The organism is Rhizobium sp. BT03, assembly GCF_030053155.1.
Taxonomy (GTDB): Bacteria; Pseudomonadota; Alphaproteobacteria; order Rhizobiales; family Rhizobiaceae; genus Rhizobium.
In genome coordinates, this window is sequence record NZ_CP125640.1 from 2581585 (window position 1) to 2607582 (window position 25998).

20 protein-coding genes are annotated in these 25998 nt (G+C 61.0%); 11 read left to right on the forward strand and 9 right to left on the reverse strand.

What is annotated here, in order from left to right:
• The 3 genes from QMO80_RS12755 to QMO80_RS12765 are packed head-to-tail and all read left to right on the forward strand — an operon-like array spanning nucleotide 1 to nucleotide 3339.
• Entirely contained in the window at nucleotides 1-1164 is a 1164-nt protein-coding gene (locus tag QMO80_RS12755) for a dihydrodipicolinate synthase family protein (protein ID WP_283196922.1), read from the forward strand.
• Between the two features lie 24 nt (nucleotides 1165-1188).
• Nucleotides 1189-2019 carry a sugar phosphate isomerase/epimerase gene (locus QMO80_RS12760; RefSeq protein ID WP_283196923.1) on the forward strand — a complete coding sequence of 277 codons (831 nt, stop codon included), beginning with the start codon at nucleotides 1189-1191 and terminating at the stop codon, nucleotides 2017-2019.
• Nucleotides 2020-2061: 42 nt separating this feature from the next.
• Nucleotides 2062-3339: a Gfo/Idh/MocA family protein gene (locus QMO80_RS12765; RefSeq protein ID WP_283196924.1), complete on the forward strand. Its 1278-nt coding sequence runs from the start codon at nucleotides 2062-2064 to the stop codon at nucleotides 3337-3339.
• Between the two features lie 25 nt (nucleotides 3340-3364).
• Here QMO80_RS12765 and QMO80_RS12770 read toward each other — a convergent pair whose 3' ends face one another.
• Genes QMO80_RS12770 through QMO80_RS12780 form a run of 3 tightly spaced genes read right to left on the reverse strand, consistent with a single transcriptional unit; the run spans nucleotide 3365 to nucleotide 7264 of the window.
• Complete coding sequence (locus QMO80_RS12770; RefSeq protein ID WP_283196925.1) at nucleotides 3365-4375, reverse strand: hydroxyacid dehydrogenase; 1011 nt, start codon at nucleotides 4373-4375, stop codon at nucleotides 3365-3367.
• Complete coding sequence (locus tag QMO80_RS12775; protein ID WP_283196926.1) at nucleotides 4372-6228, reverse strand: DUF2264 domain-containing protein; 1857 nt, start codon at nucleotides 6226-6228, stop codon at nucleotides 4372-4374. Before QMO80_RS12775 ends, QMO80_RS12770 begins: the two co-directional genes overlap by 4 nt.
• A gap of 4 nt (nucleotides 6229-6232) precedes the next feature.
• On the reverse strand, nucleotides 6233-7264 hold the full coding sequence (locus QMO80_RS12780; RefSeq protein WP_283196927.1) for a LacI family DNA-binding transcriptional regulator: 1032 nt from the start codon (nucleotides 7262-7264) through the stop codon (nucleotides 6233-6235).
• Nucleotides 7265-7409: 145 nt separating this feature from the next.
• Here QMO80_RS12780 and QMO80_RS12785 point away from each other — a divergent pair, with 145 nt between their 5' ends.
• Nucleotides 7410-8696, forward strand: coding sequence for an ABC transporter substrate-binding protein (locus QMO80_RS12785; RefSeq protein ID WP_283196928.1), 1287 nt, complete (start codon nucleotides 7410-7412; stop codon nucleotides 8694-8696).
• 61 nt (nucleotides 8697-8757) lie between these two features.
• Here the strand turns inward: QMO80_RS12785 and QMO80_RS12790 are convergent, their stop codons facing one another.
• The 5 genes from QMO80_RS12790 to QMO80_RS12810 are packed head-to-tail and all read right to left on the reverse strand — an operon-like array spanning nucleotide 8758 to nucleotide 14182.
• Nucleotides 8758-9726, reverse strand: a complete 969-nt coding sequence (locus QMO80_RS12790) for a glycoside hydrolase family 26 protein (protein ID WP_283196929.1) — start codon at nucleotides 9724-9726, stop codon at nucleotides 8758-8760.
• Nucleotides 9727-9729: 3 nt separating this feature from the next.
• On the reverse strand, nucleotides 9730-10257 hold the full coding sequence (locus QMO80_RS12795) for a DUF995 domain-containing protein (RefSeq protein WP_283196930.1): 528 nt from the start codon (nucleotides 10255-10257) through the stop codon (nucleotides 9730-9732).
• Nucleotides 10258-10294: 37 nt separating this feature from the next.
• A complete protein-coding gene (locus QMO80_RS12800) occupies nucleotides 10295-12163 on the reverse strand; it encodes a glycosyltransferase family 2 protein (protein ID WP_283196931.1) in 1869 nt (622 codons plus the stop codon).
• Nucleotides 12160-13143: a UDP-glucose 4-epimerase GalE gene (gene galE, locus QMO80_RS12805; RefSeq protein WP_283196932.1), complete on the reverse strand. Its 984-nt coding sequence runs from the start codon at nucleotides 13141-13143 to the stop codon at nucleotides 12160-12162. Before galE ends, QMO80_RS12800 begins: the two co-directional genes overlap by 4 nt.
• A gap of 1 nt (nucleotide 13144) precedes the next feature.
• Nucleotides 13145-14182, reverse strand: coding sequence for a UDP-glucuronic acid decarboxylase family protein (locus QMO80_RS12810; protein ID WP_283196933.1), 1038 nt, complete (start codon nucleotides 14180-14182; stop codon nucleotides 13145-13147).
• 388 nt (nucleotides 14183-14570) lie between these two features.
• On the opposite strand from QMO80_RS12810, the gene QMO80_RS12815 reads away from it, so the two are divergent.
• On the forward strand, nucleotides 14571-14891 hold the full coding sequence (locus tag QMO80_RS12815) for a hypothetical protein (RefSeq protein ID WP_283200180.1): 321 nt from the start codon (nucleotides 14571-14573) through the stop codon (nucleotides 14889-14891).
• 59 nt (nucleotides 14892-14950) lie between these two features.
• On the opposite strand, the gene QMO80_RS12820 is transcribed toward QMO80_RS12815, so the two are convergent.
• The gene (locus tag QMO80_RS12820; RefSeq protein WP_283196934.1) at nucleotides 14951-15733 is read right to left on the reverse strand and encodes a response regulator transcription factor; all 783 of its coding nucleotides are present in this window, start codon (nucleotides 15731-15733) and stop codon (nucleotides 14951-14953) included.
• 834 nt (nucleotides 15734-16567) lie between these two features.
• Between QMO80_RS12820 and QMO80_RS12825 the strand changes: the two genes are divergently transcribed.
• From QMO80_RS12825 to QMO80_RS12850, 6 genes are all read left to right on the forward strand, one after another.
• The gene (locus tag QMO80_RS12825; protein ID WP_283196935.1) at nucleotides 16568-17545 is read left to right on the forward strand and encodes a fibrinogen-binding protein; all 978 of its coding nucleotides are present in this window, start codon (nucleotides 16568-16570) and stop codon (nucleotides 17543-17545) included.
• A gap of 144 nt (nucleotides 17546-17689) precedes the next feature.
• Entirely contained in the window at nucleotides 17690-19747 is a 2058-nt protein-coding gene (locus QMO80_RS12830; RefSeq protein ID WP_283196936.1) for a hypothetical protein, read from the forward strand.
• Between the two features lie 19 nt (nucleotides 19748-19766).
• Nucleotides 19767-22091 carry a type I secretion system permease/ATPase gene (locus QMO80_RS12835; protein WP_283196937.1) on the forward strand — a complete coding sequence of 775 codons (2325 nt, stop codon included), beginning with the start codon at nucleotides 19767-19769 and terminating at the stop codon, nucleotides 22089-22091.
• A gap of 5 nt (nucleotides 22092-22096) precedes the next feature.
• Nucleotides 22097-23446 (forward strand): HlyD family type I secretion periplasmic adaptor subunit, encoded by a 1350-nt coding sequence (locus QMO80_RS12840; protein WP_283196938.1) that lies wholly within the window; start codon nucleotides 22097-22099, stop codon nucleotides 23444-23446.
• 128 nt (nucleotides 23447-23574) lie between these two features.
• On the forward strand, nucleotides 23575-24066 hold the full coding sequence (locus QMO80_RS12845) for a hypothetical protein (protein WP_283196939.1): 492 nt from the start codon (nucleotides 23575-23577) through the stop codon (nucleotides 24064-24066).
• A gap of 260 nt (nucleotides 24067-24326) precedes the next feature.
• Entirely contained in the window at nucleotides 24327-25979 is a 1653-nt protein-coding gene (locus QMO80_RS12850) for a GNAT family N-acetyltransferase (RefSeq protein ID WP_283196940.1), read from the forward strand.
• Nucleotides 25980-25998 lie beyond the last annotated feature (19 nt).

Consider the following 25998-nt stretch of genomic DNA (forward strand, 5'->3'; position numbering starts at 1 on the left):
GTGACGACGATCAATCTCCCCCTCGACGGCAAGATCGTCCCCTACACGCTGACCGGCACGCCGATCGAACTGAAGAAGCGTGACGCCAAGAGTTTTCCGCGCATCGCCTTTGCGGCGGCGCACGTCGTCGCCGATCCGCTTGCCGACAACGACCCCTGGCTGACGCCGGCAATCGATTGGGAGCGGACGCTCGCCTTCCGCCATCGGCTGTGGGATCTCGGCCTCGGTGTGGCCGAGGCCATGGATACGGCGCAGCGCGGCATGGGCCTCGGCTGGCCGGAGGCGCGCGACCTCATCCGCCGGGCGCTCGGCGAGGCGGCCGGGCGCAGGGATGCGCTGATTGCGTGCGGCGCCGGCACCGACCACCTGGTGCCTGGACCCGACGTGACCATCGACACCATCCTCAAGGCCTATGAGGAGCAGATCGAAACGGTGGAGGCGGCCGGCGGCCGGATCATCCTGATGGCGAGCCGGGCGCTTGCCGTCACGGCCAAGGGACCGGACGATTATATAAGGGTCTATGACCGCATCCTTCGCCAGGTCAAGGAACCCGTCATCATCCACTGGCTGGGCGAAATGTTCGACCCGGCGCTCGAGGGATATTGGGGCAATGGCGACCACCTGAAGGCGATGGAAACCTGCCTTGAGGTGATCGAAGCCAATGCCGCCAAGGTCGACGGCATCAAGATCTCGCTGCTTTCCAAGGAGAAGGAAGTGACCATGCGCCGGCAGCTGCCTAAGGCCGTGCGCATGTATACCGGCGACGACTTCAATTATGCGGAGCTGATTGCCGGCGACGAAGAAGGCCATTCCGACGCGCTGCTCGGCATTTTCGATGCGATCGCGCCGGCGGCGTCGGCTGCGCTCGACGCGCTCGGCCGCAAGAGCAATCACGAATTCTTCGACCTGCTCGAGCCGACCGTGCCGCTGTCGCGCCACATCTTCAAGGCGCCGACCCGCTTCTACAAGACCGGCGTCGTCTTCCTCGCCTATCTCAACGGCCTGCAGGACCATTTCACCATGGTCGGCGGCCAGCAGAGCACCCGTTCGCTGTCGCATCTGGCCGAACTCTTCCGCCTGGCCGACAAGGCGCGGGTTCTGGCCGATCCGGAACTCGCCACAGTGCGCATGAAACAGGTGCTTGCCGTCCACGGCGTCAACTGAAGCTGCGATACGAGAGGGAATGACATGCAGGTCGAAGGACTTTCGATCAATCTGGCGACGATCCGCGAGCAATGCGGATTTGCTGAAGCCGTCGATATCTGCCTGAAAAACGGCATCACCTCGATCGCGCCCTGGCGCGACCAGGTCGCCAAGGCCGGCCTCGACGAAGCGGTCAGGATCGTCAAATCGAACGGCATCAAGCTGACCGGGCTTTGCCGCGGCGGCTTCTTTCCGGCGGCAAACGAGGCCGACTGGCAGAAGAACCTCGACGACAACAGGCGTGCCATCGACGAGGCGGCAGCCTTCGCCGCAGATTGCCTGGTGCTCGTCGTCGGCGGGCTGCCGGGCGCTTCGAGGGATATCGTCGCCGCCCGCCAGATGGTTTTCGACGGCATTGCCGCCGTGCTGCCGCATGCGCAGGCATCAGGCGTGAAGCTTGCCATCGAGCCGCTGCATCCGATGTATGCCGCCGACCGGTCCTGCGTGAACACGCTCGGCCAGGCGCTCGACATGTGCGAACCGCTCGGCGAGGATGTCGGTGTCGCAATCGACGTCTACCATGTCTGGTGGGATCCCGATCTTGCCAACCAGATCGCCCGCGCCGGACGGATGAAACGCATCTTTGCCCATCACATCTGCGACTGGCTGGTGCCGACCAAGGACATGCTGCTCGACCGCGGCATGATGGGCGATGGCGTCATCGACCTCAAAGGCATAAGACGGATGATCGAGGCGGCCGGCTTCTTCGGCGCGCAGGAGGTGGAGATCTTTTCGGCCGAGACCTGGTGGAAACGCCCGGCCGACGAGGTGATCGCCACCTGCGTCGAGCGCTTCAGAAGCTGCTGCCAGATCTAATTTTCAATATTCGTTTCATCACGCATGCAGGAGGATCATTCGATGGAGAAACGCCGTTTTGCCCTGATCGGCACCGGGAACCGCGGCACCACCATGTGGGGCAAGGATCTGCTGGCCGGCTGGCGCGAACATGTCGACCTCACAGCCATCGTCGAGAAGAATTCGCTGCGCGGCGAGCGCGCCCGCAACATGATCGGCAGCAACGCGCCCCTCTATGAAAACATCGATTCCATGCTGGCCGAGCAAAAACCGGATCTGGTCATCGTCTGCACGCCCGACCAGACGCATGACGATATTATCGTGAGGGCGCTGGAGTCCGGCATCGACGTCATCACCGAAAAGCCGATGACCACCTCGGTCGAGAAAATTCGCCGGATTCTTGATGCCGAGAAGCGCACCGGCCGCCGCGTCGACGTCTCCTTCAACTATCGCTACGCGCCAACCGCCGCCAGGATCAAGGAGCTTCTGAACGCCGGCGAGATCGGCCGGGTGACCTCCGTCGATTTTCATTGGTATCTCAACACCAAGCATGGTGCCGACTACTTCCGACGCTGGCATGCCTATACGGAAAATTCCGGCAGCCTGTTCGTCCACAAGGCGACGCATCATTTCGATCTGCTGAACTGGTATCTCGACAGCGATCCCGACGCCGTCACCTCGTTTGCCGACCTGCAGAACTACGGCCGAAAGGGTCCGTTCCGCGGACCGCGCTGCAAGCTCTGTCCGCACGCGCATGAATGCGACTATTATCTCGATCTCGAAAAGGATCCCTTCCTCGATCAGCTCTATGAAGATCCCTCGAAGATCGACGGTTATTTCCGCGACGGCTGCGTTTTCCGCGAAGACATCGATATTCCCGATACGATGATGGTCAGCCTGCGCTACCGCAACAATGTCCATGTGTCCTATTCGCTGAACACCTTCCAGCCGATCGAAGGCCACCACCTCGCCTTCAACGGCACCAAGGGACGCATCGAGATTCGCCAATATGAGGCCCAGCCCTGGGAAGAGCCGAAGCAGGACACGATCCTGCTCATCCGCAATTTCCCGAATGGCAAGGAGGCCGTCGAGCGCATCGTCGTTCCGCATTTCACCGGCGGCCATTACGGCGGCGACGACCGGATGCGCAACATGATCTTCAAGCCCGATATGGAAGACCGGCTCGCCCAGCGCGCCGGCACGCGGGCGGGCGCCATGTCGGTGCTCTGCGGCATTGCCGCGCTGACGAGCTCACGCACCGGCAAGGTGGTCAATATTGCCGACCTGATGCCGGAGCTTGCCAATGACGGCTCAACCAATTCGTTGAGGACATCGCGCTGACGGGTGCCTTTGAACGAGGAATGCCTCAGGCGGTGTTTTCGAGATCCTGCCGGAGGATCTGATAGAGCAGCGGCCGGCCGGTCATGAAACGCTCGATCTCGTCCACCGCCATCTCGCCAAGACGCGCCCGTTCCAGGCCGATGGCGCCGGCAATGTGCGGGGTCAGGAAAACGTTCGGCAGGTCGTAAAAGGCCGAACCGGCCTCCGGAATTTCCGGATCAGTGACGTCGATGACCGCGTCGATGCGGCCGGTCTGGAGCTCCGATAGCAAGGCGGCTTCGTCGATGAGGATGCCGCGCGCGGTGTTGATGAGCGTTGCCCCATCCTTCATCAGCGACAGTTTTTCCGCACCAATCATATGTCGCGTCGACGGCAGCGACGGCGCGTGCAGGGAAACGATATCGGCGCGTCGCATCAATTCGTCGAGATCGACTTTTTCGGCTCCTAGCCGCGCGGCCTCGGCCGCATCGAGCATAGGGTCGAAGAGCAGTAGCCTGTAGTCGAAGGGTTTCAACAGCTCGATCACCCGCCGGCCGATACGCGAGGCGCCGACGACGCCGAGGGTGCGGCCGTAATTTCCGATCGCTTCGCGCTGCATCGGATAGGTGCGATCGCGGTTGCGGTCGGCGACGTAGAGATCGCGGAAACGGAAGGCGCGTTTGCCGGCGAAGAGGATCGCAGCCAGCGTGAATTCGGCAACCGGCACGGCGTTGGCTTCGGCCGCGTGGCTGACCGCTATGCCGGCTTCGAAGATGGAGTCATCAATGATGCCCTTGACCGTGCCCGCGGCATGGACGACGAGGCGCAGCCGCGGCGCGGCAGCGGGAATCTCAGGCCCGACATAGGGCGCACCCCAGCCGGTGATCAGGATCTCCGCTTCCGAAAGCAGACGTCTTGCCCGCGCGTCGTCCAGCCGCTGCAGCGGCTCGGGGTCGAGCAGGCGACCGATCGTATCGAGCCGGCGCAGGATCTCATCGGGCAGGACGTGCTCCGTGCGCGACGGTTCCATAGCAAGGACGATCGCCGGACGGCTCATGGCATCTGACCCGGCGCTTCGATGGCGCTGACGGTCACGCCCTTTTCCCGCACCAGGGCCTCCAACGCCACAATATCAGGCGCTTTCGGCGGCCGCGTCCAGGCCGACGAAACGGCAGTGGGATCGTCGAGTGCCAGCACCGCCGTCACCAGAATGGTTTCGCCGGCCGGAATCTGACCACGCAGCTGCGGCACGATGGTTTTGGCGACGATCACATTGGTGTTGGGCTGCGCCTTCTGCGCCAGCCCCGCGCGCTTGACTGAGGAACCGAGATCCAGAATGCCGGTGAAATCGGTTTGACCGATCGCATAGGCTGCCCCCTCCGAAGCCGACAGCCTATCCTGCTCGAAATCGCGGCGGCCGATGGCAAAGCCGCCTTCGGCAATCCGCAGCGGCCGGCCCGACCTGATCCGGTGGAGGCGGATATGCCAGGGGGCGGCGGGCACGAGCCAGGTTTCGACTTCGGCATCGGGGAAGGGCGACCATTTCGAATGAAGCACATCACCCGCGAGCCGGGCCTCCTCATTCGTTTCACGCACGCGGTAGTGCAGGCCGTCATCGCTGAAAGCCAGCATCGAATCGAAGGCGGCCAGCGCAAAGCCGCGCTCATCCGACTCGACGCTGAAGCCGTAACGGGCCGAATATGCGAATTTTGCGTATTTCTCGGTGCCGAAACGCATCTGCAGGTTTTCCTGGCCGGAGGATAGCGCCACGACATCGCCGCCTGCCCGCATCAGAACCATGCCGGGATGACGCTGGGGAATGACTTCGGGCGCCTGCTCCGGCGCCTTCTCGCTGGCGGTCCAGAAGGGATGATCCTCGGCGATCGCCAGCGGCAGAAAGGCCTTCAAGGCCCAGTAGGGCGAGCCGGCGGAATTGTAGCTCTCCGACATCAAGAGGTTCGGATAACCGAAACCGATCGACAGCACGCCGTCGCGATCGGCGATCGGCTTATCCCTCCACCAGCGCAGATGCTGCAGGCAGAGATGCTTGACCTCGCCCCAGGGCAGCGCCTCGACATCGGCAAAGGCGAGCACCGACCAGAAGCCGGCGCAGGCGAAGCGATAAGTCAGGCTGCGGCCGAAGGGGATCGTTGCGCCATCGGCGGCAAACCAGTGGCGGAAATCCCGGGCGAACAGGATCGCCCGTTCGCGGTAGCGCCTGGCGTAATCGTCGTCGACGAGCTTCGAATAGATCAGCCCGTAAAAATGCATGGCGAAGGGGATGTAGTGGTCGATGCGGCGGACATTGCCGTCACGATACCAGCCGTCGCCGATATAGAAGCCCTCGAGCTCTTCCAGATATTGCCGCGTCAGGCTGCGGTCGAAATCGGCGCCGAGGCGATCGAGGGCGATGTCGACGAAAATCCGGAAGAATTTCCAGTTGTTGTCGGCATAGTCGAACTGCCTGGCATGTTTGAGATAGGCGATGAGATTGCCGCGGGCGCGCTGATCGAGCGGTTCCCAGATTTTTTCCGGCACCAGCGCCAGGGCAAAACCGACAGCAGCAAGCTCGACCATCCGCTGGTCGCGGCCATTGACCGTTCCCCAATATTCGGGATGGGCGGGATCGGTGCCGTTGGCGAGGCCTTCGGCGAACCGATGCCAGTGGGCGAAGTCGCCCTTGCCGGCGCCAAGCGGCGCCAGTCCCCAGAGCGGGCGGGCGAAGCCTTCGAGATCGGCCGCCGCCCGGTCGAAATGGGCGGCGGCACCGCTCAGCCTGACGCGGGCATTGCCTTTCGAAAAACAGGTAAGCAGCGGGTCGAAGAGATCAAGCAGGGCCCGGCTCATATCGGCACGGGTTTCGAGCGGATTGCCGGCGAGCGGGTTGGCGCTGGCGGGATCATAGGTCATCGGATCACTCACGGGTTTCAGCGTTCGGAACGGTCCCTCCCGCAACGGGAACGACAGCCTGGCAGATGTGGCGCGCCGGCGCCGTCCTGTTGCGGAAACGCGACAGCATCAGCGAGACGGCTTCACGCCCGAGCGCGGCGCGGTCGACGCGCATGGTGGAAAGCTGCGGATTGGTCATCAGCGCGCAGGGCAGATCATCGAAGCCGACGATCGCGAAATCCTCCGGCACCCGCAGACCGGCTTCGGTGACGGCCTCCAGCACGCCGACGGCGATGAAATCATTCATGCAGAAGGCGGCGGTGAAACCGGCATTTTCGGCAAGGATCGCGGCCGTGCGTTCATGGGCCTCGCCGCTGGCGCTGCCCTGCAGTGCGAGCGGCACGAAACGGCCCTCGGCACCGGGAACGGCGGCGATGGCCGCCTCGAAACCGCGGATGCGCTCCCGGATCGTATGGCGGTGCGAGCCGCTCAGATGCAGGATGCGGCGATGGCCGGCCTTCATCAATCGGCTGGCCGCCTGATAGGCGCCGAAGAAATTAGCCGGCGAAACGCCGTCGAACTGCATTCTGGGATCGGTGCCGTTGACGAGGACGGCCGGCGTCATGGTCTCCCGCAGCCAGCCGCGCAGCATCTCGTTCGGATCGATGCCGACAAGAAAGAGCCCTTCGGCGCCCGCTGCCTGCATATAGTCGCGCACGGCGTCCGGGGTGGTGCGATCCTCGCGGACCATGCGGATTTCGAAGGGCATGCCCGCTTCGGCGGCTCCGGCGCGCAAGCCGTCGACGATGGCCTCATAAAAGACGCTGAGGCCGCCGGTGACGCCGTCGCTGGCGATCAGCGCCAGCCCGCCGGCAACGGCTTCAGTCGCAGATTTGACCGGATAGCCATGCTCGGCCGCCACCTTCAGGATCTGGCGGCGCACGGTTTCGCTGATGCCGGGTTCGTTGGCAAGCACCCGCGACACCGTGGAGACGGAGACGCCGGCCAATGTGGCGATATCGGCCTGGCGCGGCCGTCTGATCTTTTGTTCGTTCATAACCAAAGCTTATGCAAGTTATGCAAATTTGCAAGATAATCATTATTTCTTGCAATGAATATTTTTTTGCGTACTCTTTATGACGAATTGCTCGCAAACGCCATTGGGAGGATGGCAGCGGGCATATTGGGGCAAGGAGGATATCATGCAGGTCAACCGCCGTTCATTTCTGATGGGTACAGCCGGAGCAGCCGCCGGCCTCGCCTTTGGCGCGGGAAGCGCCGTTCCGGCTTTTGCCGAAGACGTATCGCTGCGCGCCATGTGGTGGGGCTCGAACGACCGCGCCAAGCGCACGCTTGACGTCGCCAAACTCTACCAGTCGAAGACGTCAGGCGTCACGATCGTCGGTGAATCGCTGTCGGGCGACGGCTACTGGACGAAGCTCGCCACCCAGATGGCCGGCCGCGCCATCGCCGATGTCTTCCAGCTCGAGCCGGGAACGATCTCCGATTATTCCAAGCGCGGCGCCTGCATGCCGCTCGACGAATTCGTCCCCTCGACGCTGAAGGTCCAGTCCTTCGGCGCCGACATGCTGAAACTGACCACCATCGACGGCAAACTCTATGGTGTCGGCCTCGGCCTCAACTCCTTCTCGATGTTCTTCGACACCGTCGAATTCGAAAAGGCCGGCATCCCGCTGCCGACACCCGAACTGACCTGGGATGAGTATGCCAAGCTCGCCGTCGAACTCACCAAGTCTTCCGGCAAGAGCGGAGGACCCTATGCGGCCCGCTACGCCTATGTGTTCGACGCCTGGCTGCGCCAGCGCGGCAAGAGCCTTTTTGCCAAGGAAACCGTCGGGCTCGGCTTTACGGCCGACGATGCCACGGAATGGTTCGACTATTGGGAGAAGCTGCGCAAGGCGGGCGGCACCGTTGCCGCCGACGTCCAGACGCTCGATCAGAACACCATCGACACCAATTGCCTTGGTCTCGGCAAATCGGTGATCGGCATGGCCTATTCCAACCAGATGGTCGGCTATCAGCTGATCATCAAGAACAAGCTCGGCATCACCATGCTGCCGCGGGAAAAGAAGGGCGGCCCGTCGGGCCACTACTACCGTCCCGCACTGATCTGGAGTCTCGGCGCCACGACGAAGAACGGCGAAGCGGCCGCGAAATTCATCGATTTCTTCGTCAACGATATCGAGGCCGGCAAGATCCTCGGCGTCGAGCGCGGCGTGCCGATGTCGCCGGCCGTGCGTGAAGCCATTCTGCCTCAGCTCAACCCGACGGAGCAGGAAACGGTCAAATACGTCAATCTTCTCAAGGATCAGGTCGGCGAATATCCGCCGCCGGTGCCGATGGGCGCAACCCAGTTCGACCAGCGCGTCCTGCGCCCGATCTGCGACGAACTCGCCTTCGAACGGATTTCGCCGGCCGATGCGGCGACCCGGCTCGTCGAAGAGGGTAAGGCGACGCTCAAAGGATGAGCGATCGCCCGACATGAAGAGAGGCCCGCGAACCCCGGCGGGCCTCTCTCGTTTTGCGGTATCAGTTGCCTACGCTTTCGACCACGCGCCAGTCCGGCCGGCCGAGATCGAACGGCCAGGCGTGCACATCCCGGTCGTTGAAGTAGACGACCTCCTGCAAGTTCGGAAAGGCGCTCTGCTTCAGCGTCGCGGTTTCGATCCAGGGCCTGACATAGGCGTCGCCGCCTTCATAACCCAGCTCCGCCACCCAGACCGGCTTGCCGTAGCCGGCGACGAGATCGTAACCCTGCTTCAGCGCTTCGGCGAACGTGCGATGCTTGTTGTAGGCAAGCTCGTCGTAGCGTTCCAGGCCAAAGACCGAGAGGCCGACGAGATCGACATAATCGTCGCCGGGGTAGTAGTCCTGCAAGCCGGGCTCACCCTTCGGCGACCACATGATTTCAGTGCCCGGCGCCTCCTGGCGGACGATATCCATCATTCGCTTGTAGGCGGCGATATAATCGCGCGGATTCCACCCGGACCATGAGAACCGTCCCGACTTGTCCTCCATCTCCTGGCCCCAGCGGACGATCACCGGGCTTTTCAGCTGGGATATCATCTGCGCGATCGCCCGCATGTTGACATCGTAATCGCCGCGCAGGACCTTCTGGCGAAGCTCGTTGGAGGTCAGCCGCCAGTCGACGTCCCAGGACCACGGCTCCACTGAGATCAGCATATTGCGGCCCCTGGCCAGCGCGTAGGCATCAGCGACGCGCAGCGTCTCCAGATCGACGTCCTCCCAGGGCAGGAACAGGGCCTCGGTCGAGACATTCGATTGCGCGCCGAAGTCGCCATGCGGATCGTAGGCGCCGAACTTGATGCCGTCGGAATGCAGAACGGGGCGTTTGTCGATGATCGTCTGGACGCCTGCCGCCGGGTTCGGAACAATGCCGGCATATTGCATCTCGCTTCGGCCAGGCATATCAGCGGCACACAGCAGGAGCAGTGCCATCGCTGCGGTCGAGAGGTTTTTTTTCATCAGCTTCTTCACGGCTCACCCTCCTTTTCGGGCTACTTCCTGGCTCAGCAGGACCTGCTTCAGGTCATGCGCCTTGGCGCTGACCGAATCCATGGGAACGAGCTTGCGAAACTCGTCATCAACGCGCACGGACGCATGACGGAAGACGTACCAATTGCCGTCCGGCTGGCGCCGCTGATAGATCGTGTTGCCGATCTTGCGGTGGCCGAAACAGGTGCTGGCGCGGGCCGCACCTTCGGCATTCGTCCAGGTGGCGCGCATGCAGAGCTGACCGAGATCGTCGACCACCCACTTGCCTTCGGCGAAGGATTGCTTGCCCTTGTCGTTCACCCAGGCGACGAACCGCCGGCCGTCATCCGAGAAACGGCCGCCGCCGGTGTTCCAGACCCAGGTCTTGTCGCCGTAGATGCGGTAGAGCTCATAGGCACTGAGCGGCGTCGGCGTCGCCGCCTTCTTGCCGGCTGCCTCGGCGCCATGTGCCGCCAACGGCAGGCATAGGCTGAGAGCAAGCGCTGCTCCATAAAGTTTCGATCCGATACGCATTACATCCTCCTGTTCGGCACTTGCCGGCTCCGCCGGCTCAGACACCCTGTTGGTCCCGTCCCATGTTGCCGAACCCATTCCATTTGAGACGGAATTTCGTGATCTTGGTCTTGCCGCCGCCGAGGCCGGCACCGGCCACGGCAAATTGCGTTTCGGTGAAGCTGACGAATGGCTGGCCGTGGGAAAGGGCTTCGAGGCTGCGGAGACCATGGCTGCCCAGCTGCATGCCGCCGGTAAACCAGATGGCAAGCCCCATGGCGGTCGCGAGCCGCAGCCCGTGCGATTGCGGCAGCAGCGGCAGGCCGTTCTCGATCGCATGGCGAACGACGATCAGCACCGCCACCGACAGATAGATCGAGAGGTTTATCGCCGCGAAAATATAAAAGCCTTGGGCGGCGGCGGCCTCGCTGGCGAGCGCTATGGCGACGGCGCACAGCCCGGCGAGCGCGATATAGGGCGCGACGACGCGCAGCGGCAGAGAATGCTGCTGCTGCTTTCCCTTCGGCGTGATGCGGAAATCGACGAAGGAGCCGGAGATATAATCGCGCATGGCCGCCAGGCTGCCGGCGAGCGACCATGGCCAGCGCAGGAAGATGAAGGCCAGCCCCTCCCAGCCGAACAGTTTCGCATCATGCGGCCTGAAGCTTCCCGTCGCTCGCCAGAAGACGGAAAACAGCGTCAGCACGACCGATATCGGCGCGAAATGCAGCAGAAAATCCGGATAGGTGACGTTGACGAAAACATGGCCCGTCAGCAGGGCGGCAACCGGCAGCAGGAACATCACCGCCATGAAAACGGAAAAGAGCGGATACCACAGCTGCGAGAACACGAACTGAAATTTCAGCCGCCACGGCAGATGCGCGATGTAGCGGCTGGAATGTTGCAGCAGAATGGTGACGAGGCTGCGCGACCACTGGAACTCCTGGACGACGAGATCGGCAAAATTCGCCGGGCCGTCACCATGGGCGATCGCATCGACGGCATGCACGCCGCGCCAGCCGCCGGCATTCATCATCAGCGTCGTCGAATGGTCTTCGGCAAGCTCGGGGCCGAGGCCGCCGATCTGACGCAGCGCCGAGGTGCGAACCGCATAATGCGAGCCGATGCAAAGCGGCGCCCAGCCATTGTTGTAACCGGTCTGCAGCGAACCGTGCAGGCTGGCCTCGGCATAGAGCCTGCCGCGCGCGGCCCAGCTCGCAGCCGCATTCGCATCGCAGATGCTGGGCGCGGAGACATAACCGATTTCGGGGTCGGCGAAGGGACGCAGGACCTCGCGGAGATAGGTCGGCGTCGGCACATGATCGGCATCGAACTGGGCGACGAAATCGTAACGCGCATAGCCGAAATGATCGTAGAAATAGGCGAGGTTGCCTTCCTTGCAGCGCGTCCGGCGCGGCCAGGTCGCACGATGATAGTCCGCCACCCCCTTTCGGGTGGAGATCAGCACGCCGCGCTCGGCGCACCAGCGCCGGGTCTCCTCCGAAGGATCCTCGTCGGCCAGCCAGACATCGAAATCGACGCCGACCTGGTCGAGCATCGCCTGCAGCGTGGCGCGGACGACGGCAAAGGGCTCGGAGGGCGCCTTGGTGACCACCATCGCCACCCGCCCCTCCGGCAGCTCTGCGCGCGGGCTGACCGTCCGCGCATCGAGGAAGATCAGGATGAAATAGGCCGGGACGAGCGTGATCCAGCCCAATACCAGGGTGATGAGCACGAAGGCGGTCCAGGAAATGATGTGAGCCGACTGGCACCACCAGATCCAGAAATAACCGAGCGCCGCCAGCCAGCAGAGGATGCCGAGGCCGTAAGCGGCGCGGTTCCAGCCGCTAAAAACAGGATCGAATGTATCTGCGGCGGCGGCTTTCGCCGTCCTGGCACGGTGGCCGATTTCCGAACCAATGCTCATGCCGTCACCTTCAGGCCGAAAGTGGGACCGGCGGTGCGGATGATCGTATCAATATCGGAGAGAGCGGGCGTGAAGCCGAGTTCCGCCTTCGCTCTTGCCGTGTCGGCAAAGAGGATCGGCGGATCGCCGGCCCGGCGGGGCCGATAACGGACGGGAACTTCAAGGCCGGTCGCCCGATGGATGGCTTCGAGGATCTCGCGCACCGAAGTGCCTCGGCCGGAGCCGAGATTGACACTGAGCGAGCCGCCGTCGGCCATCAGGTGATTGACGGCGGCAAGATGGGCCTGCGCGAGATCGCTGACATGAATATAGTCGCGCACACAGGTTCCGTCTTCGGTCGGATAATCGGTGCCGAAGATATCGAGCCGCTCCAGCCTGCCGGCGGCAGCGAGAAGGGCGCGAGGGATGAGATGGGTCTCGGGCTGGTGGCGCTCGGCAAGCTCACCCTCCGGATCGGCGCCGGCCGCATTGAAATAACGCAGCGCGGCGAAGCGGATCCCGTAGGCAGCCGCAAAATCCTCGAGCGCCATCTCGAAGATCAGTTTGGTGCGGCCGTAGGGATTGACCGGTTGCTGTGGCGTTTCCTCCCGTATCGGCAGGGTGGCGGGGACGCCATACGTGGCGCAGCTGCTCGAAAAGACGATCCGCTCGATATCCTGGTCGAGGCAGGCCTCCAGCAGCGTCAGGCTGCCGACGACGTTGTTGCGGTAATATTTCCTCGGCATCTCGACGGATTCGCCGACATAGGCATTGGCGCCGCAATGGATGACGCAATCGGGCGAAAACTCCGCGAGGGTCCGGCGCAGTGTCGCTGCATCGGCAAGATCCGCCCGGATCAGCGGCCCCCAGCGGACACTGTCGGCATGCCCCGTCGAGAGATTGTCGTAGGTGACCGGGACCATGCCGGCACGCGCCAGCGTTTTGCAGATATGACTGCCTATGAAACCGGCGCCACCGGTAACCAAGATGTAGCGGGGCATCTCATACGGCCTCCGCCTTCTCGGCGCCGGCCTTCTTTGCGCCAGCAAGCAGGCCGTCGAAATAATCGACGGTGCGCGCCAGGCCGGTTTCGAGGCCGATGCAGGGCTGCCAGCCCAGATCGGCGATCGCCCGGGAAATATCCGGCCGCCGCTGGCGGGGGTCATCGGTGACCGCCGGCAGATGAACGATCCGGGAGCGCGAATTGGTCCGGTCGCGGATGATTTCCGCCAGGCGCCGAACGGTGATCTCGGTCGGGTTGCCGAGGTTGATCGGACCATGGCAGGCGCTGCCGGCGGCCGAGAAACGCAGGAAGCCCTCGACGAGATCGTCGACATAGCAGAAAGAGCGGGTCTGCTGGCCATCGCCATAGATCGTCAGGTCTGCATTGCGCAGCGCCTGCACGATGAAATTGGAGACCACCCGGCCGTCATCCAGACGCATGCGCGGCCCATAGGTGTTGAAGATGCGGCCGACCTTGATGTCGACGCCGTAAGTCCTGTGATAATCGAAGAAGAGGGTCTCGGCGCTGCGTTTGCCCTCGTCGTAGCAGGCGCGCGGTCCGATCGGGTTGACGTTGCCGCAATAGGATTCGTGCTGCGGGCTTTGGTTCGGGTCGCCATAGACTTCCGACGTCGACGACTGAACGACGACCGCACCGGTCTTGCGCGCACAATCCAAGGTGTTGACGGCGCCGAGCACATTGGTGAGCAATGTGCCCACCGGATCCCGCTGATAGTCGGGCGGTGAGGCGGGCGAGGCAAAGTTGAAGATGAGCGACGCGTCGATATCGAAGGGCTGGCGAATATCGTGCTCGACGATGTGAAAACGGGCGTTCGAGGCGAGGTGATCGACATTCACGCGGCGGCCGGTCGAAAAATTATCGAGACAGATGACCCGGTGGCCGCGCTGCAGAAGCCTTTCACAGAGATGCGAGCCGAGGAAACCTGCTCCGCCATTCACCAGAGCGGTGCCCATCTCCTTGAGCACCGGCATGCCTGTTACTTCGGAATAACCTTCGTTGGGAACGAAACTACGCATTACAAACTCCTTCCCATGTATTTAGTCTTTTGTTTTAGTTAGGCACTGCACGCCTTCCTTATCTGGCTGGATATTCCTTATGCCGACCATCCAAGCATGAATAACTTTTGAGTTATTCTTCAGATAACTGAATTACTATTAAAATGATAAGGCGATTGCAGCTAAGGTCAACTTTAAAAACTTCGAGTATCCAAAATAATTACGCAACTATTCTTCAATTTAACAAATGATTAATCATTTTCTGTCCATTTTTCCCTCAGAACGAGTGTCCTGACGTCGCTCAAGCTTCACTCAATGAAGTTGATCTAGAAGTAATGGGAGGGTTGGCCGCGCTGAACTGTGCGACCGGTCTTGCATCCGGAAGCGCCATATGCGAGGGGTTTTGGCCATGTTGAAAAAACAAGCTGCAGCGCAGCCGAAAGGCTGGCGTCTATTTCGTTTTGCGATCTTCGCCGGAGGAACGACGCTTCTTGCGATCGGAGCAACGGCGTGCACGATCGTTAACGACGACATAGCCGCCGTCGCCAAAAAGAACGTCGTCGCGGTCGAGGCGCCGCGCGTCGCGAAAGCCTATGCCTATCCGGCCAATCGGCCCGAACGCTCGACTACATCTACGGTTCGCGTCGCCTATCACGGCTCAGCGCCTTATATCTGCTCTCCAAGCGGCTTCGGACAGAAGTCGCGCTGCTTCGCACGTCCGTCGATCTGAAGCAGCAATTCTACCTGCTCCGCGTCCCTGCGCGTCTGAATGGACACGTGGCGGGCGGATCAGTTGCGCCACCGGCCGGACATGTCGTCTTCGCCGGCGGGATGCTCGTTGAAGAAACGGGATGCCGCTTCCGTGCGGTTTCGCACGTTCATCTTCTTATAGATGTTGCGGACGTGAACCTTCACGGTGTTTTCGGAAAGATGCAGCTTGTCGGCGATGATCTTGTTCTGCGTGCCCTTGCATATGAGGTCCAGGATCTGAACCTCGCGCGTGGTCAAAGAGGAGATGCTGTCGCGTCTCAGCTTCAGCGCATTGGTCCGCGCCGCATCGACCGATTTTGTCTGATAGAGCGAAGGCTCCAGCGGGGTGTTCTTGTTGGTGAGGCGATTGAGCAGGGCGGACGGAAAATGCTCGCCGCCCTTCATCAGCAGATCCACCGCGGCCATGAAGACATCGAGCCGCAGGTTGAGCGGCAGGACGCCGTCGATGATCCTTGCCTCCACCAGGCGGCTGACATAGGGTTCGAGCATGTCGATCGCTTCGACGACAAGGCCGACAGAGGTTTCCGGGTGGTTTTCGCGGGCAGCCTGCAGCGCCTCATGAAGCTCCGGCGCAGGTATATGATAGAATAAAACGAGCTTCAGATCGCCGCTATCTTTTTCCAGCATCGGCTTCGTGCTCGTTATGCTTGCGACATCACAGTTCGGAAATTTCTTGGCCAGCGCCTCTACCATGCATTCTGAAAACAGATCCGCCTTGGCGACCACCAGTATAGTATTTCCCGACGAACCTAACTTCCTGCTCTGGTCTGTATTCTCCATTCCTGAGCTTGTCATGAACATATACGCCTCCCCTAGCGTTACACTTTACTCAAACGTGGAGCGATGTCGGGTATTCGATAGTAAGAAATGCCGGCCCCTGATGTCACCGCTTTATTTTTTAGACATTTCTTAATTATGTTAATACGGATTGAGAAGGAAGGAAATGGCCCAAAGTGATTAGTTTTAGTGGGCAAAAAGCGATAAGATACTAAGTTTTGGTTGCATTTTTACTGTCATGGATACTTCAAGGTTATGTTTGCCCTGACTATAGATGAGAGCTGAATGTAATAGTTCAGTACAGATTGTTATATTTTCGACCTGTATGAGATGTCGAATCTGACACAGGCAGCCGCCGCAAGGTGGCCCTCAACCTAGCCGCGAATGCGGGGGATTCCGGATTCCAGAGACACGGCAACGCCACCACACAAAGACGTCCCGACGCTGCAGCGACAGAGGCTAGCCGGACGTGGCAGATCTGCCTTAGCCCGAATTGATATCTATCGGCTCCGCATTTTTTCCAGCAATCTGTGATCGTCGTCCAAGTGGCGACATGGACGATCCAGGTATCGGCGTGTGTTTTTGATACGTGGCATCCATTTCGGGCAATTCAACGACAATAACGCCTGGTTACTCCTTATCCTCTCAGGATGATGAGCTGGATATGTGCGGCCTTGTACTGAGTGCGTACATTCCCAATACCAACGGTTTGATCAACAAATCGCGATGAAGCTGCAGATGACTGGTACCGAATACATCTGCCGATGTTAACCGCATCGGAGCGAGCGCGAGCAAGATCCCATTTGAGATGAGAGGGATTTCGAAAAGCTGCTCCGGTTTTTTTCTGGAGAATCTTTGATGTCCGGCGACTATAATCACGACCCGAAATCATCGGGCGACGAAACCGAAATCACGAAGGTCGGGGCGCTTGCCGACGGCTTTGCCAACAGTGCTGTCAATTCAACCGAAGTCGATGACGGCTCGACCGGTTATGTCGGCGTCGCCAATGGCGACAACCGCGACAATACCGACAACAGCGTCGACGTCGACGTCAAGACCGACATCGACGTGTCTGCCAATAACGGCAACAACCGCGACAACGAATACGACTGGAGCTACAAGTCCGACGACGACACGAGCACCAAGACCACGACGATCACCGACTCCAATAACGACTACGACTGGAGTTATGACAGCAAGTCGTACAGCGACAACGACACCGACACCAAGACGATCACGGACACCGATACGAAAACCGTGACCGACACCGATATCAAGACCATTACCGATACGGACACCAAGACGATCTCCGACAGCAACAACACCGCTGACAGCTTCAACAAGACCGACACCGACTTCGCCGTCATCGAGGACGTCAAGGACTTCGACAACCTCGGCGTTGCCGGCCACGACCTCACCTTCAACCTCGGCGACGACTTCTCCTTCACGCTCGACGTCGACAGCATCCTCAACAATTCGCTGACGGGTGCCGGCAACGACAGCGGCTTCAGCGCCGTCCAGGCGAACCATCTGGCCGACCAGGACAGCGCCTGGAACATCAAGATGGACAACGACGGCGCCCAGAACCACCTGAACGCCAATGCCGGCACCGCCGATAGCGCGGAAGGCATGGAGATGGACGGCAGGGGCTGGGATCTCAAGGCCGGCGACGACGCCAACGGCTCGAGCGCGGCCGATGCTTCGGCGATCCTTGCCAATTCCGGCTTCCACCTCGAGCTCGTTCAGGGCGCGAACCTGCTCAGCAACACGGTGGACTCCAGCGTCATCGGCGGCAATTCCCATGTCTCCGACGTCGGCGAGGATACCGGCACCTGACCCTGACCTCCAAGGACCAAGACGAACTGCACCGGCGCTCGCCGGTGCAGTTCGACTGTTTGAAAACGGTTTGACGACCACTCCATGGCTCCCGGCGGGGCCGCTTCCAAGGCCGATCGTCATTTCGAATGGGAGGGCCGAACCATGCATATCGAGAAGATTTCGGAAATCATCGCGCACTTCATCGGTCTCTTCGAGATGACCACCGAAGAGATGAGGGCGCGCGCCAAATATGCCGAAGGCGCGGGGTCTGGCGAAGATGGACCGGCTCTGCCGGATCAGGACACTTTTACCGCGGCCTTCTCGTCCAATCTGCAGCTCAAGGACTACGATCCCGGTGTCATCTACAACAGCGGCAGCTACGAGATCGAATTCGGTCCGGCGCGCCATTTGGGCCGCGTCTTCGAAGAAAGCCTCGAGAAGCTGGCGGCGATTGCCGCACGCGACATCGCCTTACCGCATTTCGGCGAGGCTACGGATATCGTGCTGTCGGATGAGCCGGAGCTGAATGTCTTTGCCGGGCCTGGGTCGTCGATCAGCCATGTGCTCCAGGTCAACGTCCTTTACGACGACGATTATCTCGACATGTCGGATGGCATCCATGCTCCCCGGGACACGAGTTTCGTGATCGAGCGGCTGGCGGAGTTCAGCACCGCGGCCGAAATCTACACACCTTTTGCAAGCCTCCACCGAACCGATAGCTATGATGGCGCGCTGAAAATCGCCCAGGATATCGAAAACTATATCCAGAATGCCAGGAATAGCGAGGACGGCAAAGGCAGCGAAGATAGCGAAGGCGGCGAGGCAACCTCGCTTGGCGCCGACGCCACGCATGATTTCATCCGCATCGACCCCGAGGTCAACGGCGCCGTCTACATCAACGGCAAGGTCGAGGCCGATATCCCCGTGCTCGATGATTTCCTGCCCGACCGCGGTCTCGCCAAGATCCCGGAAGAGCCCGACGACAGCCATTCATCCGTCGAGCAGACCGACCCGAGCGGCAACAGCCTTGACGTGACGGCCGGTGCGAATGTCGTCATCAACGTCGCCTCGGTGATCAATACCGGCGTCATCGCCTCGGTCACCGCCGTCATGGGCGACTACCACCAGGTCGACGCGGTTTCCCAATCCTTTGTCTACAGCGACGATGATGAGATCGCCTCGGCGCTGCGCTCGTCCGGCTATTCGGCCGAAGAGGCCGGAACAGTCGCCAAGAATATCGCCGTCTTCCAACAAAGCAGCTTCGAAGCATCGAGCCGCGCCGAAACCGACGCGGCCGATCCGACGTTCCCGACCAGCTGGCGCGTCAGTGTCATCGACGGCGACGTCTCCTTCGTACAATGGGTCGAGCAGTATCACTTCATCAGCGACAACGACACGCTGACGGTCACCACCTCGGGATCCGAAACCACAATTCTGACGGGCGGCAATACCTCCATCAACTTCTCCTCCTTTTTCGGCATGGGCATGCAATATGATCTGGTGATCATCGGCGGCAATGTGCTCGACATCAACAGCATCACGCAGATCTCGCTGCTCTACGACAATGACCGGGTGCGGGCGGAAGACGGCGCCGATCCCGGCGCCGACATTGAAACCGGCAACAACCTGATCTGGAATTTCGCCTCGATCCACAATGTCGGGACGGGCAGCTTCGAAGCGATGCCGGACTATATGGTCGAAGCGCAGGAAGCGATCGAAGACCGCGATCCCAATATGCCGGAAGGCCTGTCGTTCGATGTGAACTTCCAGGGATATGCCGGCCTCAACGTGCTCTACATCACCGGCAATCTCTACGACATGACGATTATCAAGCAGGTGAGCATCCTCGGCGATTCCGATGATGTGACCCTGGCGGCATCGGCGCTCCTCGAGAACAATCCCGATGCGACGATTACGATCGACACCGGCAGCAATGCGCTCATCAACATCGCCGAGATCGTCGACTACGACAGTTTCGGCGACACCACCTATCTGGCAGGCCAGCTCTATTCGGACGCCATCCTCATTCAGGGCGGGCTGGTGGAGCACGATACGACACAGCCGCAACCGGCCGGCGACAGGCTTGCCAACGAAGTCATCGCCTTCCTTGATGACGACGATCCCGCGGCCGGCGATTCCGCTGATGGCGTCATCAATGCCGGGCATGATCTTTCATGGTCGTCGGGGCATCCCGACGTCATGCAAGCCATGGTCGCGTGAGTATCGCGGAGGAATCACGATGAACCAGATTTCCAAACAGATATTTGCAGCCGGCAGCGCCCTCGATCTCAAATCGGGCACTATCCCCGCCGCTATTCCTTCGGAAGCGAAGAGGAGCAATCTGTGCCTCTCTGCGATCGATGAGGCGGTCGAGAACCTTCGTCGGCTCAGCGGCAGCGCCGCTTCGTCTCCATCTCCATCTCCGTCCCTCGATCGCGGCAAAGAGCGGGCCGAAGATGCAGCAAGCGAAGCTGCCGAGATGGCGATCGTGCAGGCGCCTCTCCCGCAAAAGATGGTGACGCCGGAAGCCGTAACGAAGGTAGAAACGGCGCCTCCTGCAGCGGTGCTGCAGGGCCCGATGCCAGCAAAACCGGCAGAAGTAAAACCGGTGGAAGCGGCCCAGCCGCCGATCGAAGCGCGGGCGGCGCCCGAAAGGCCGAAAGAGGCGACCGAGCTCAAATCGAGCCCGACGGTGCCCTTCGGCAAAACCATCGATGGCGAGAGCGGTCCGATCAGCGAGAGCGACAGGCGGCTGCGCAGCGGCGGCGGTGGCAACGGCAAGAATTCCGATCCCGGCGGCGACGGGGGCGGGGGCGGAGGAAGTGGCGGCGGATTTCACAAGCGCAGCGAACCTGTGAATTTCGCCGCCAGCCTCTCGCGCGGCATGGCGGCGGTCCGACGCAATATGATGGTCGTCATGATGTTCACGATCGCCATCAACGTGCTCCTGCTGGCGATCCCGCTCTATCTCTTCCAGATATCCGACCGGGTGCTGACCAGCCGCTCGATCGACACGCTCGTCATGCTCTCGATCGCCGTGCTCGGCGCCGTGCTGCTGCAGGCATTCATGGATTCGGTGCGGCGCTTCATCCTGATGCGCACCGCAGTGGAGCTCGAAGTGCAGCTCGGCGCGCCGATCCTCAGCGCTGCGGCGCGGGCATCGCTGCATGGCAGCGGCAAGGACTATCAGACGCTGCAGGACCTGCAGCTGCTGCGCGGCTTCCTGACGTCAGGCACGCTGATCGCGTTTCTCGATGCGCCACTGATGCCGCTCTTCGTCGTCGTCGTCTATTTCGTGCATCCGCATCTCGGCATCATCATCCTGACCTGCTGCGCGGTGCTTTTCCTGATCGCCTATCTGAACCAGAAATTCACCGCCCGCCAGTTTGCCGAATCCAACGGTTATCTCAGCCGGGCGAATTTCCACCTCGATTCCATGTCACGCAATTCGCAGATCATCAATGCGATGGCGATGATCCCCGAGGCCGTGAAGATGTGGGGACGCGAGACGGCGGGCTCGCTGAAATCGCAGGTCGAGGCGCAGGACCGCAACATCATCTTCTCCGGCATATCGAAGGCCTGCCGCATGATCACACAGGTCACGCTGCTCGGCTGGGGCGCGCATCTGTCGCTCTCCGGCGAGCTGACCGGCGGCATGGTGATCGCGTCATCGATCATCTCGGGACGGGCGCTGGCGCCGATCGAAGGCGCGATCGAAGGCTGGCACCAGTTCAACCGATCGGCCGCCGCCTATTCCAGGATCAAGAGCCTGCTCTTGAACTCGCCGTTGAACTTCCCGCGTCTGCGCCTTCCCAACCCCGAAGGCCGGCTCGATGTCGAACGCATTCTCTTCGTGCCGCCGCCGCAGAAGAAGGTCATTCTCAACGGCATCTCCTTCTCGCTCAAGAAAGGGGAATCGCTGGCGATCATCGGCAACTCGGGATCCGGCAAGACCACGCTCGGCAAGATGCTCGTCGGTTCGATCGTGCCGACATCGGGAAATGTGCGCCTCGACCTGATGGATCTGCGCAATTGGGACCAGCGCCAGTTCGGCGAAAGCATCGGCTATCTGCCGCAGGACGTGCAGCTCTTTCCCGGCACCATCAAGGCCAATATCTGCCGCATGCGCGACGACGTCGAGGATCGCCAGATCTACGAGGCCGCGGTGCTGGCCGACGTGCACGAACTCATCGCCGGCTTCCCGCAGGGCTATGAAACCATCGTGGCGGCCGACGGCGCTCCGCTTTCGGGCGGCCAGAAGCAGCGCATCGCGCTTGCCCGCGCCTTCTTCGGCAATCCCAAATTCGTGGTGCTCGACGAGCCGAATTCGAACCTCGATACCCAGGGCGAGGCTGCCCTTGCCAAGGCGCTGATCCACGCCAAGAAGCAGGGCATCACCACCGTGACCATCACCCAGCGCCCGGCGCTGCTCCAATGCGTCGACAAGATCCTGGTGCTCAAGGAAGGCACTGTCGCCATGTTCGGGGAACGGATCGAGGTGCTGCAGGCGCTTTCCAAGAACAACGGCAATAACGGTCAACCAGCACCGCGCATCGAAGGGTGAACGACATGGGACGGAAAAATCAGGAGACGGCCGGCCCGGCGCAGCTCGAATGGTATAGCGACGTGCCGCGCTCGATCCGAATGCACAGCATCGTCGGCCTCACGGTTCTCTTCACCTCGTTCGGAGGCTTCGGCTTCTGGGCCGCGACCGCCCCGCTTGCCTCCGCCGTCATCGCACAGGGGAGCTTCGTTGCAACGGGCAACAACAAGATCATCCAACATCTGGAAGGCGGCATCATCAGGGAGATGCGCGTCAGCGAAGGCGACACGGTGAAGGAAGGCGATGTCCTCTTGACCCTCGACACCACCGCATCCCGTTCGAACGAACGGATGCTGCAGCTTCGCCGGCTGCGCCTGGAAGCCGTCGTCGCAAGGCTCCGCGCCGAGGCACAGGGCCTGCGCGAATTCCACATTCCCGATATTGTGACGAAAGAGGCGGGCGACCCCGACATCGGCGCGATCATCCAGAGCCAGAACGTCGTCTTCCACAGCAAGCAGATCAAACTCGAAGAGCAGCTCAATCTGATCGAGAAGAACATCAAGTCGCTGGAATACCGTTTCGCCGGCTATAAAGGCCAACGAGAATCCTTTGAAAGGCAATTGGCGCTGCTGACCGAGGAACGCGATTCCAAGGCCCGGCTGGTCAAGGTCGGTTATATGCGCAAAACCGATCTCTTGGCGATCGAGCGGGCGATCGCCGATGCGATGGGCGACATATCTCGCCTGAACGGCGAGCTCAACGAGAGCGAGGCGGAGGTTGCCAAGTTCCGCCAGGAAGCCATCATTGCTGTCAATTCCAACAAGCAGGCGGCGCTCGATGCGCTCGAGACCGCCGAATCCGATCTGGACAGTGTTCGCCAGCAGATGCGTGAGGCTGCCGGCGTGCTGGAGCGCACCACCATCCGCTCACCGGTGACGGGTACGGTGGTGCGCTCTTATTTCCACACCGCCGGCGGCGTCATCACCACGGGCAAGCCGATCATGGAGATCCTGCCGGCGCATGTGCCGCTGATCCTGGAAGCGCAGGTGCTGCGCACCTCCATCGACCAGCTGCGCGAGGGAGAAACGGCCTCGATCCGGTTGACGGCGCTCAATCGGCGGACGACGCCGGTCCTGCAGGGCAGGGTCTTCTACGTCTCGGCCGACTCGATCGAGGAAAATTCGGGGGTTTCGGTCAAGGACGTCTACATCGTGCGCGTCCAAATACCGGATTCAGAGATTGCGCGGGTGCATAATTTCCACCCCGTTCCCGGCATGCCGGCCGAAGTGCTGATCCAGACGTCGGAACGCACCTTCTTCGAATATATCAGCAAACCAATCACCGACAGCATGTCCCGGGCTTTCAAGGAACGCTGACCGCGGGGATGCGGCAAACGACGGCGGTCCGCTTAAATGCAGAGGATTTGTCCGTCGTTCTGATATGGTATCGGCATGTATCATCCTCCGGGATGGATCATCCCCATTGGGGGGAAGAAAGGGCGAGCATGGCGGCGATGTCCGATGTCCTCCTGCGGGTCGGGCGCTTGAACTATGTCTGGACGAATACCGAAAGCCTGCTGATCTACATCATCGCCCATTTGCTGCGGGTCGAAAAGGATGCGGCAATCGTCGTCTTCCTGACCCTCAACACGACACGGGCGCGGATCGATCTCGTCGAACGGCTTGCCAAACTCGCCTCGACCTCGGCTGCCGACCGCAAGGCAATCCTTTCAGCCATGTCGCGGCTGAAGAAGGAATCCAAGACCCGCAACAAGTACAATCACTGCATCTATTCCTTCGACGAAAAAGGAGAGATTTCGAGCACGCAGCTGATGCGGCTGGTCGAGGACGACAAGGAGATCCGCTATGGCAAGATCGAGCAGATGGATGCACGCGAGATCGACCTTCTGGAGAAGTCGATCGCCGAAATCGTCGCCATCAGCCGGGCGCTCTGGGCCTTCATCCATGCAAGCCCGCGGATCTCCGGCGAGCTCTGACCTAATCCATACGGGTGCGGCATTCCAGACCGTTGCACACTTTCGGGCGATATGCCTCCAGGCCCAGCATTCCAGGCAACTCGCCTAGCCCTATGTCTTTGAATTATTGGCAGAAGCATATTCCGATTCCGGGTTATTCGCCGGCTCAAAACTAATCCTATTTAAGCCTTGCAAATCATCCGGACGGTTTATTTGAAGATCGATGTTTCCCATTAGAATGAAGGCTCCCGAGTGATGTATGGGGTATTGGGGGGGCGGACATGCGCATAGATATTATCGACACCATTGCCGGGTTCGACGCGGTACGCGACAACTGGGATCAGGTCTTCATGGACGATCCCGATGCGCAGCATTTCCTCTCCTGGATCTGGCTGAAGAATTATCTTTCCCGCCGGCGCCGCTGGTTCATCCTCGCGCTTCGCGAACGCGATCCCGAATCACCCTATGTGGCTTTTTTCCCCTTGCGCCTCATCACGCATCTGAACGAGAAGACCGGGCAGTTCTACGACGAGATCATGATGGCCGGGAATTTTGCGGCCGATTACACCGGCTTCATCGTCAGGCCGGATTACGAGCATCACGCCATTGCCGGCTTCGCCTCGTTTATCAAACATCAGAACTGGACCGACCTGAAGCTCGAATATTTCTGTGGCCCGGCCGGGCGGCGCGAGAAGATGATCGAGGCGCTGAAGGGGCCGGAGGTGATGTTTCGCGACAGCTCGCCGAAAAACAGCGAGAACATCGACAATACGATCTGCCCTATCGTTCCCCTGCCGGCAAGCTTCGACGACTATCTCGACCAGCGCATGAGCAGCCAGACGCGCCAGAAGCTGCGGCGGTTCCTGCGCAAGGTCGAAGGAGACGATATTTACCGGATCACGATGGCGACCCCCGAAACCATCGAGCGCGACCTGGACATCCTCTTCAATCTGTGGCGGACCAAATGGAGCGCCCGCAAAGGCACGGAGCGGACCGAGCGGCTGATCATAACCACGCGCGAAATGCTGATGGACAGCTTCAACAGCGGCAATCTCGACGTGCCGGTCTTCTGGCATGGCGACCAGCCACTCGGGGCGCTGGCGAATCTCGTCGACCGGCAGAAGAAGGCGATTCTGTTCTATATCACCGGCCGCGACGAGACCTGGAAGACGCCGTCTCCCGGTCTCATCCTGCATGGCTACTGCATCCGGCGGGCGATCGAGCAAGGCTTCAAGACCTACGACTTCCTGCGCGGAAACGAGCCCTATAAATATATGTTCGGGGTCGAGGAACGACGGATCAGCTGCACCCTGTTCCGCACCCGCAACGGCCAGAATCTGCATGGCGCGCTCAACCCGCGCAGTGTTCGTTTCGTCTACGAACAGGCGCTTGACATGTACCGGAACGGTGCCCGTGGGAAAGCCGAGATCGCCTTCAATCAGGTCCTGCAATTGGTTCCGGGCCATACCGGCGCGGAATTCGGGATCGCCAATCTGCTGTTTGACCGGGGCAAGCTGACGGAGGCCCTGGCTGCCTATAAGGCGCTCGCCGAGCACGCGCCCGATCCGACGCCGATCCGGATGCGGCTTGGCGACACGCAGCTTGCCCTGCATCAATACGACCAGGCCGCGGAGACGTTCCGCCGGGTCGGCGAGGTCGGGCCGCATCTGATCCAGGCGCATTACAAGCGCGGTATCGCGCTTGCGGCCAGCAAACGGCTGGCCGAGGCGGAAGCCGTTTTCGCCGCGATCCGGGACGTGCATTCGGACGATCCGGCCGCACTCGACTATATCGCCAAGGCAAATGCCGCCCTCGAACGGATCCAGGCAAGTGCCGAGCCCGCGACTCACAAGACCGACCTCGTGCCGGAGACCATCGCCCGCTGGAACCGGCGTGGGCTGCTCGGCGAACGACGCCGGCCGCGGCTGCACTGACGAGATACCTGCCGGCTGC

Excerpts from the sequence above, each read along its gene's own strand:
- QMO80_RS12785 (WP_283196928.1), top strand. The coding sequence starts at position 7,410 with ATGCAGGTCAACCGCCGTTCATTTCTGATGGGTACAGCCGGAGCAGCC.
- QMO80_RS12775 (WP_283196926.1), bottom strand. The coding sequence starts at position 6,228 with ATGACCTATGATCCCGCCAGCGCCAACCCGCTCGCCGGCAATCCGCTC.
- QMO80_RS12760 (WP_283196923.1), top strand. The coding sequence starts at position 1,189 with ATGCAGGTCGAAGGACTTTCGATCAATCTGGCGACGATCCGCGAGCAA.
- QMO80_RS12820 (WP_283196934.1), bottom strand. The coding sequence starts at position 15,733 with ATGTTCATGACAAGCTCAGGAATGGAGAATACAGACCAGAGCAGGAAG.
- QMO80_RS12840 (WP_283196938.1), top strand. The coding sequence starts at position 22,097 with ATGGGACGGAAAAATCAGGAGACGGCCGGCCCGGCGCAGCTCGAATGG.
- QMO80_RS12810 (WP_283196933.1), bottom strand. The coding sequence starts at position 14,182 with ATGCGTAGTTTCGTTCCCAACGAAGGTTATTCCGAAGTAACAGGCATG.
- QMO80_RS12780 (WP_283196927.1), bottom strand. The coding sequence starts at position 7,264 with ATGAACGAACAAAAGATCAGACGGCCGCGCCAGGCCGATATCGCCACA.
- QMO80_RS12830 (WP_283196936.1), top strand. The coding sequence starts at position 17,690 with ATGCATATCGAGAAGATTTCGGAAATCATCGCGCACTTCATCGGTCTC.
- QMO80_RS12845 (WP_283196939.1), top strand. The coding sequence starts at position 23,575 with ATGGCGGCGATGTCCGATGTCCTCCTGCGGGTCGGGCGCTTGAACTAT.
- QMO80_RS12825 (WP_283196935.1), top strand. The coding sequence starts at position 16,568 with ATGTCCGGCGACTATAATCACGACCCGAAATCATCGGGCGACGAAACC.
- QMO80_RS12770 (WP_283196925.1), bottom strand. The coding sequence starts at position 4,375 with ATGAGCCGTCCGGCGATCGTCCTTGCTATGGAACCGTCGCGCACGGAG.
- QMO80_RS12765 (WP_283196924.1), top strand. The coding sequence starts at position 2,062 with ATGGAGAAACGCCGTTTTGCCCTGATCGGCACCGGGAACCGCGGCACC.
- QMO80_RS12795 (WP_283196930.1), bottom strand. The coding sequence starts at position 10,257 with ATGCGTATCGGATCGAAACTTTATGGAGCAGCGCTTGCTCTCAGCCTA.
- QMO80_RS12850 (WP_283196940.1), top strand. The coding sequence starts at position 24,327 with ATGCGCATAGATATTATCGACACCATTGCCGGGTTCGACGCGGTACGC.
- QMO80_RS12815 (WP_283200180.1), top strand. The coding sequence starts at position 14,571 with ATGTTGAAAAAACAAGCTGCAGCGCAGCCGAAAGGCTGGCGTCTATTT.
- galE (WP_283196932.1), bottom strand. The coding sequence starts at position 13,143 with ATGCCCCGCTACATCTTGGTTACCGGTGGCGCCGGTTTCATAGGCAGT.
- QMO80_RS12835 (WP_283196937.1), top strand. The coding sequence starts at position 19,767 with ATGAACCAGATTTCCAAACAGATATTTGCAGCCGGCAGCGCCCTCGAT.
- QMO80_RS12800 (WP_283196931.1), bottom strand. The coding sequence starts at position 12,163 with ATGAGCATTGGTTCGGAAATCGGCCACCGTGCCAGGACGGCGAAAGCC.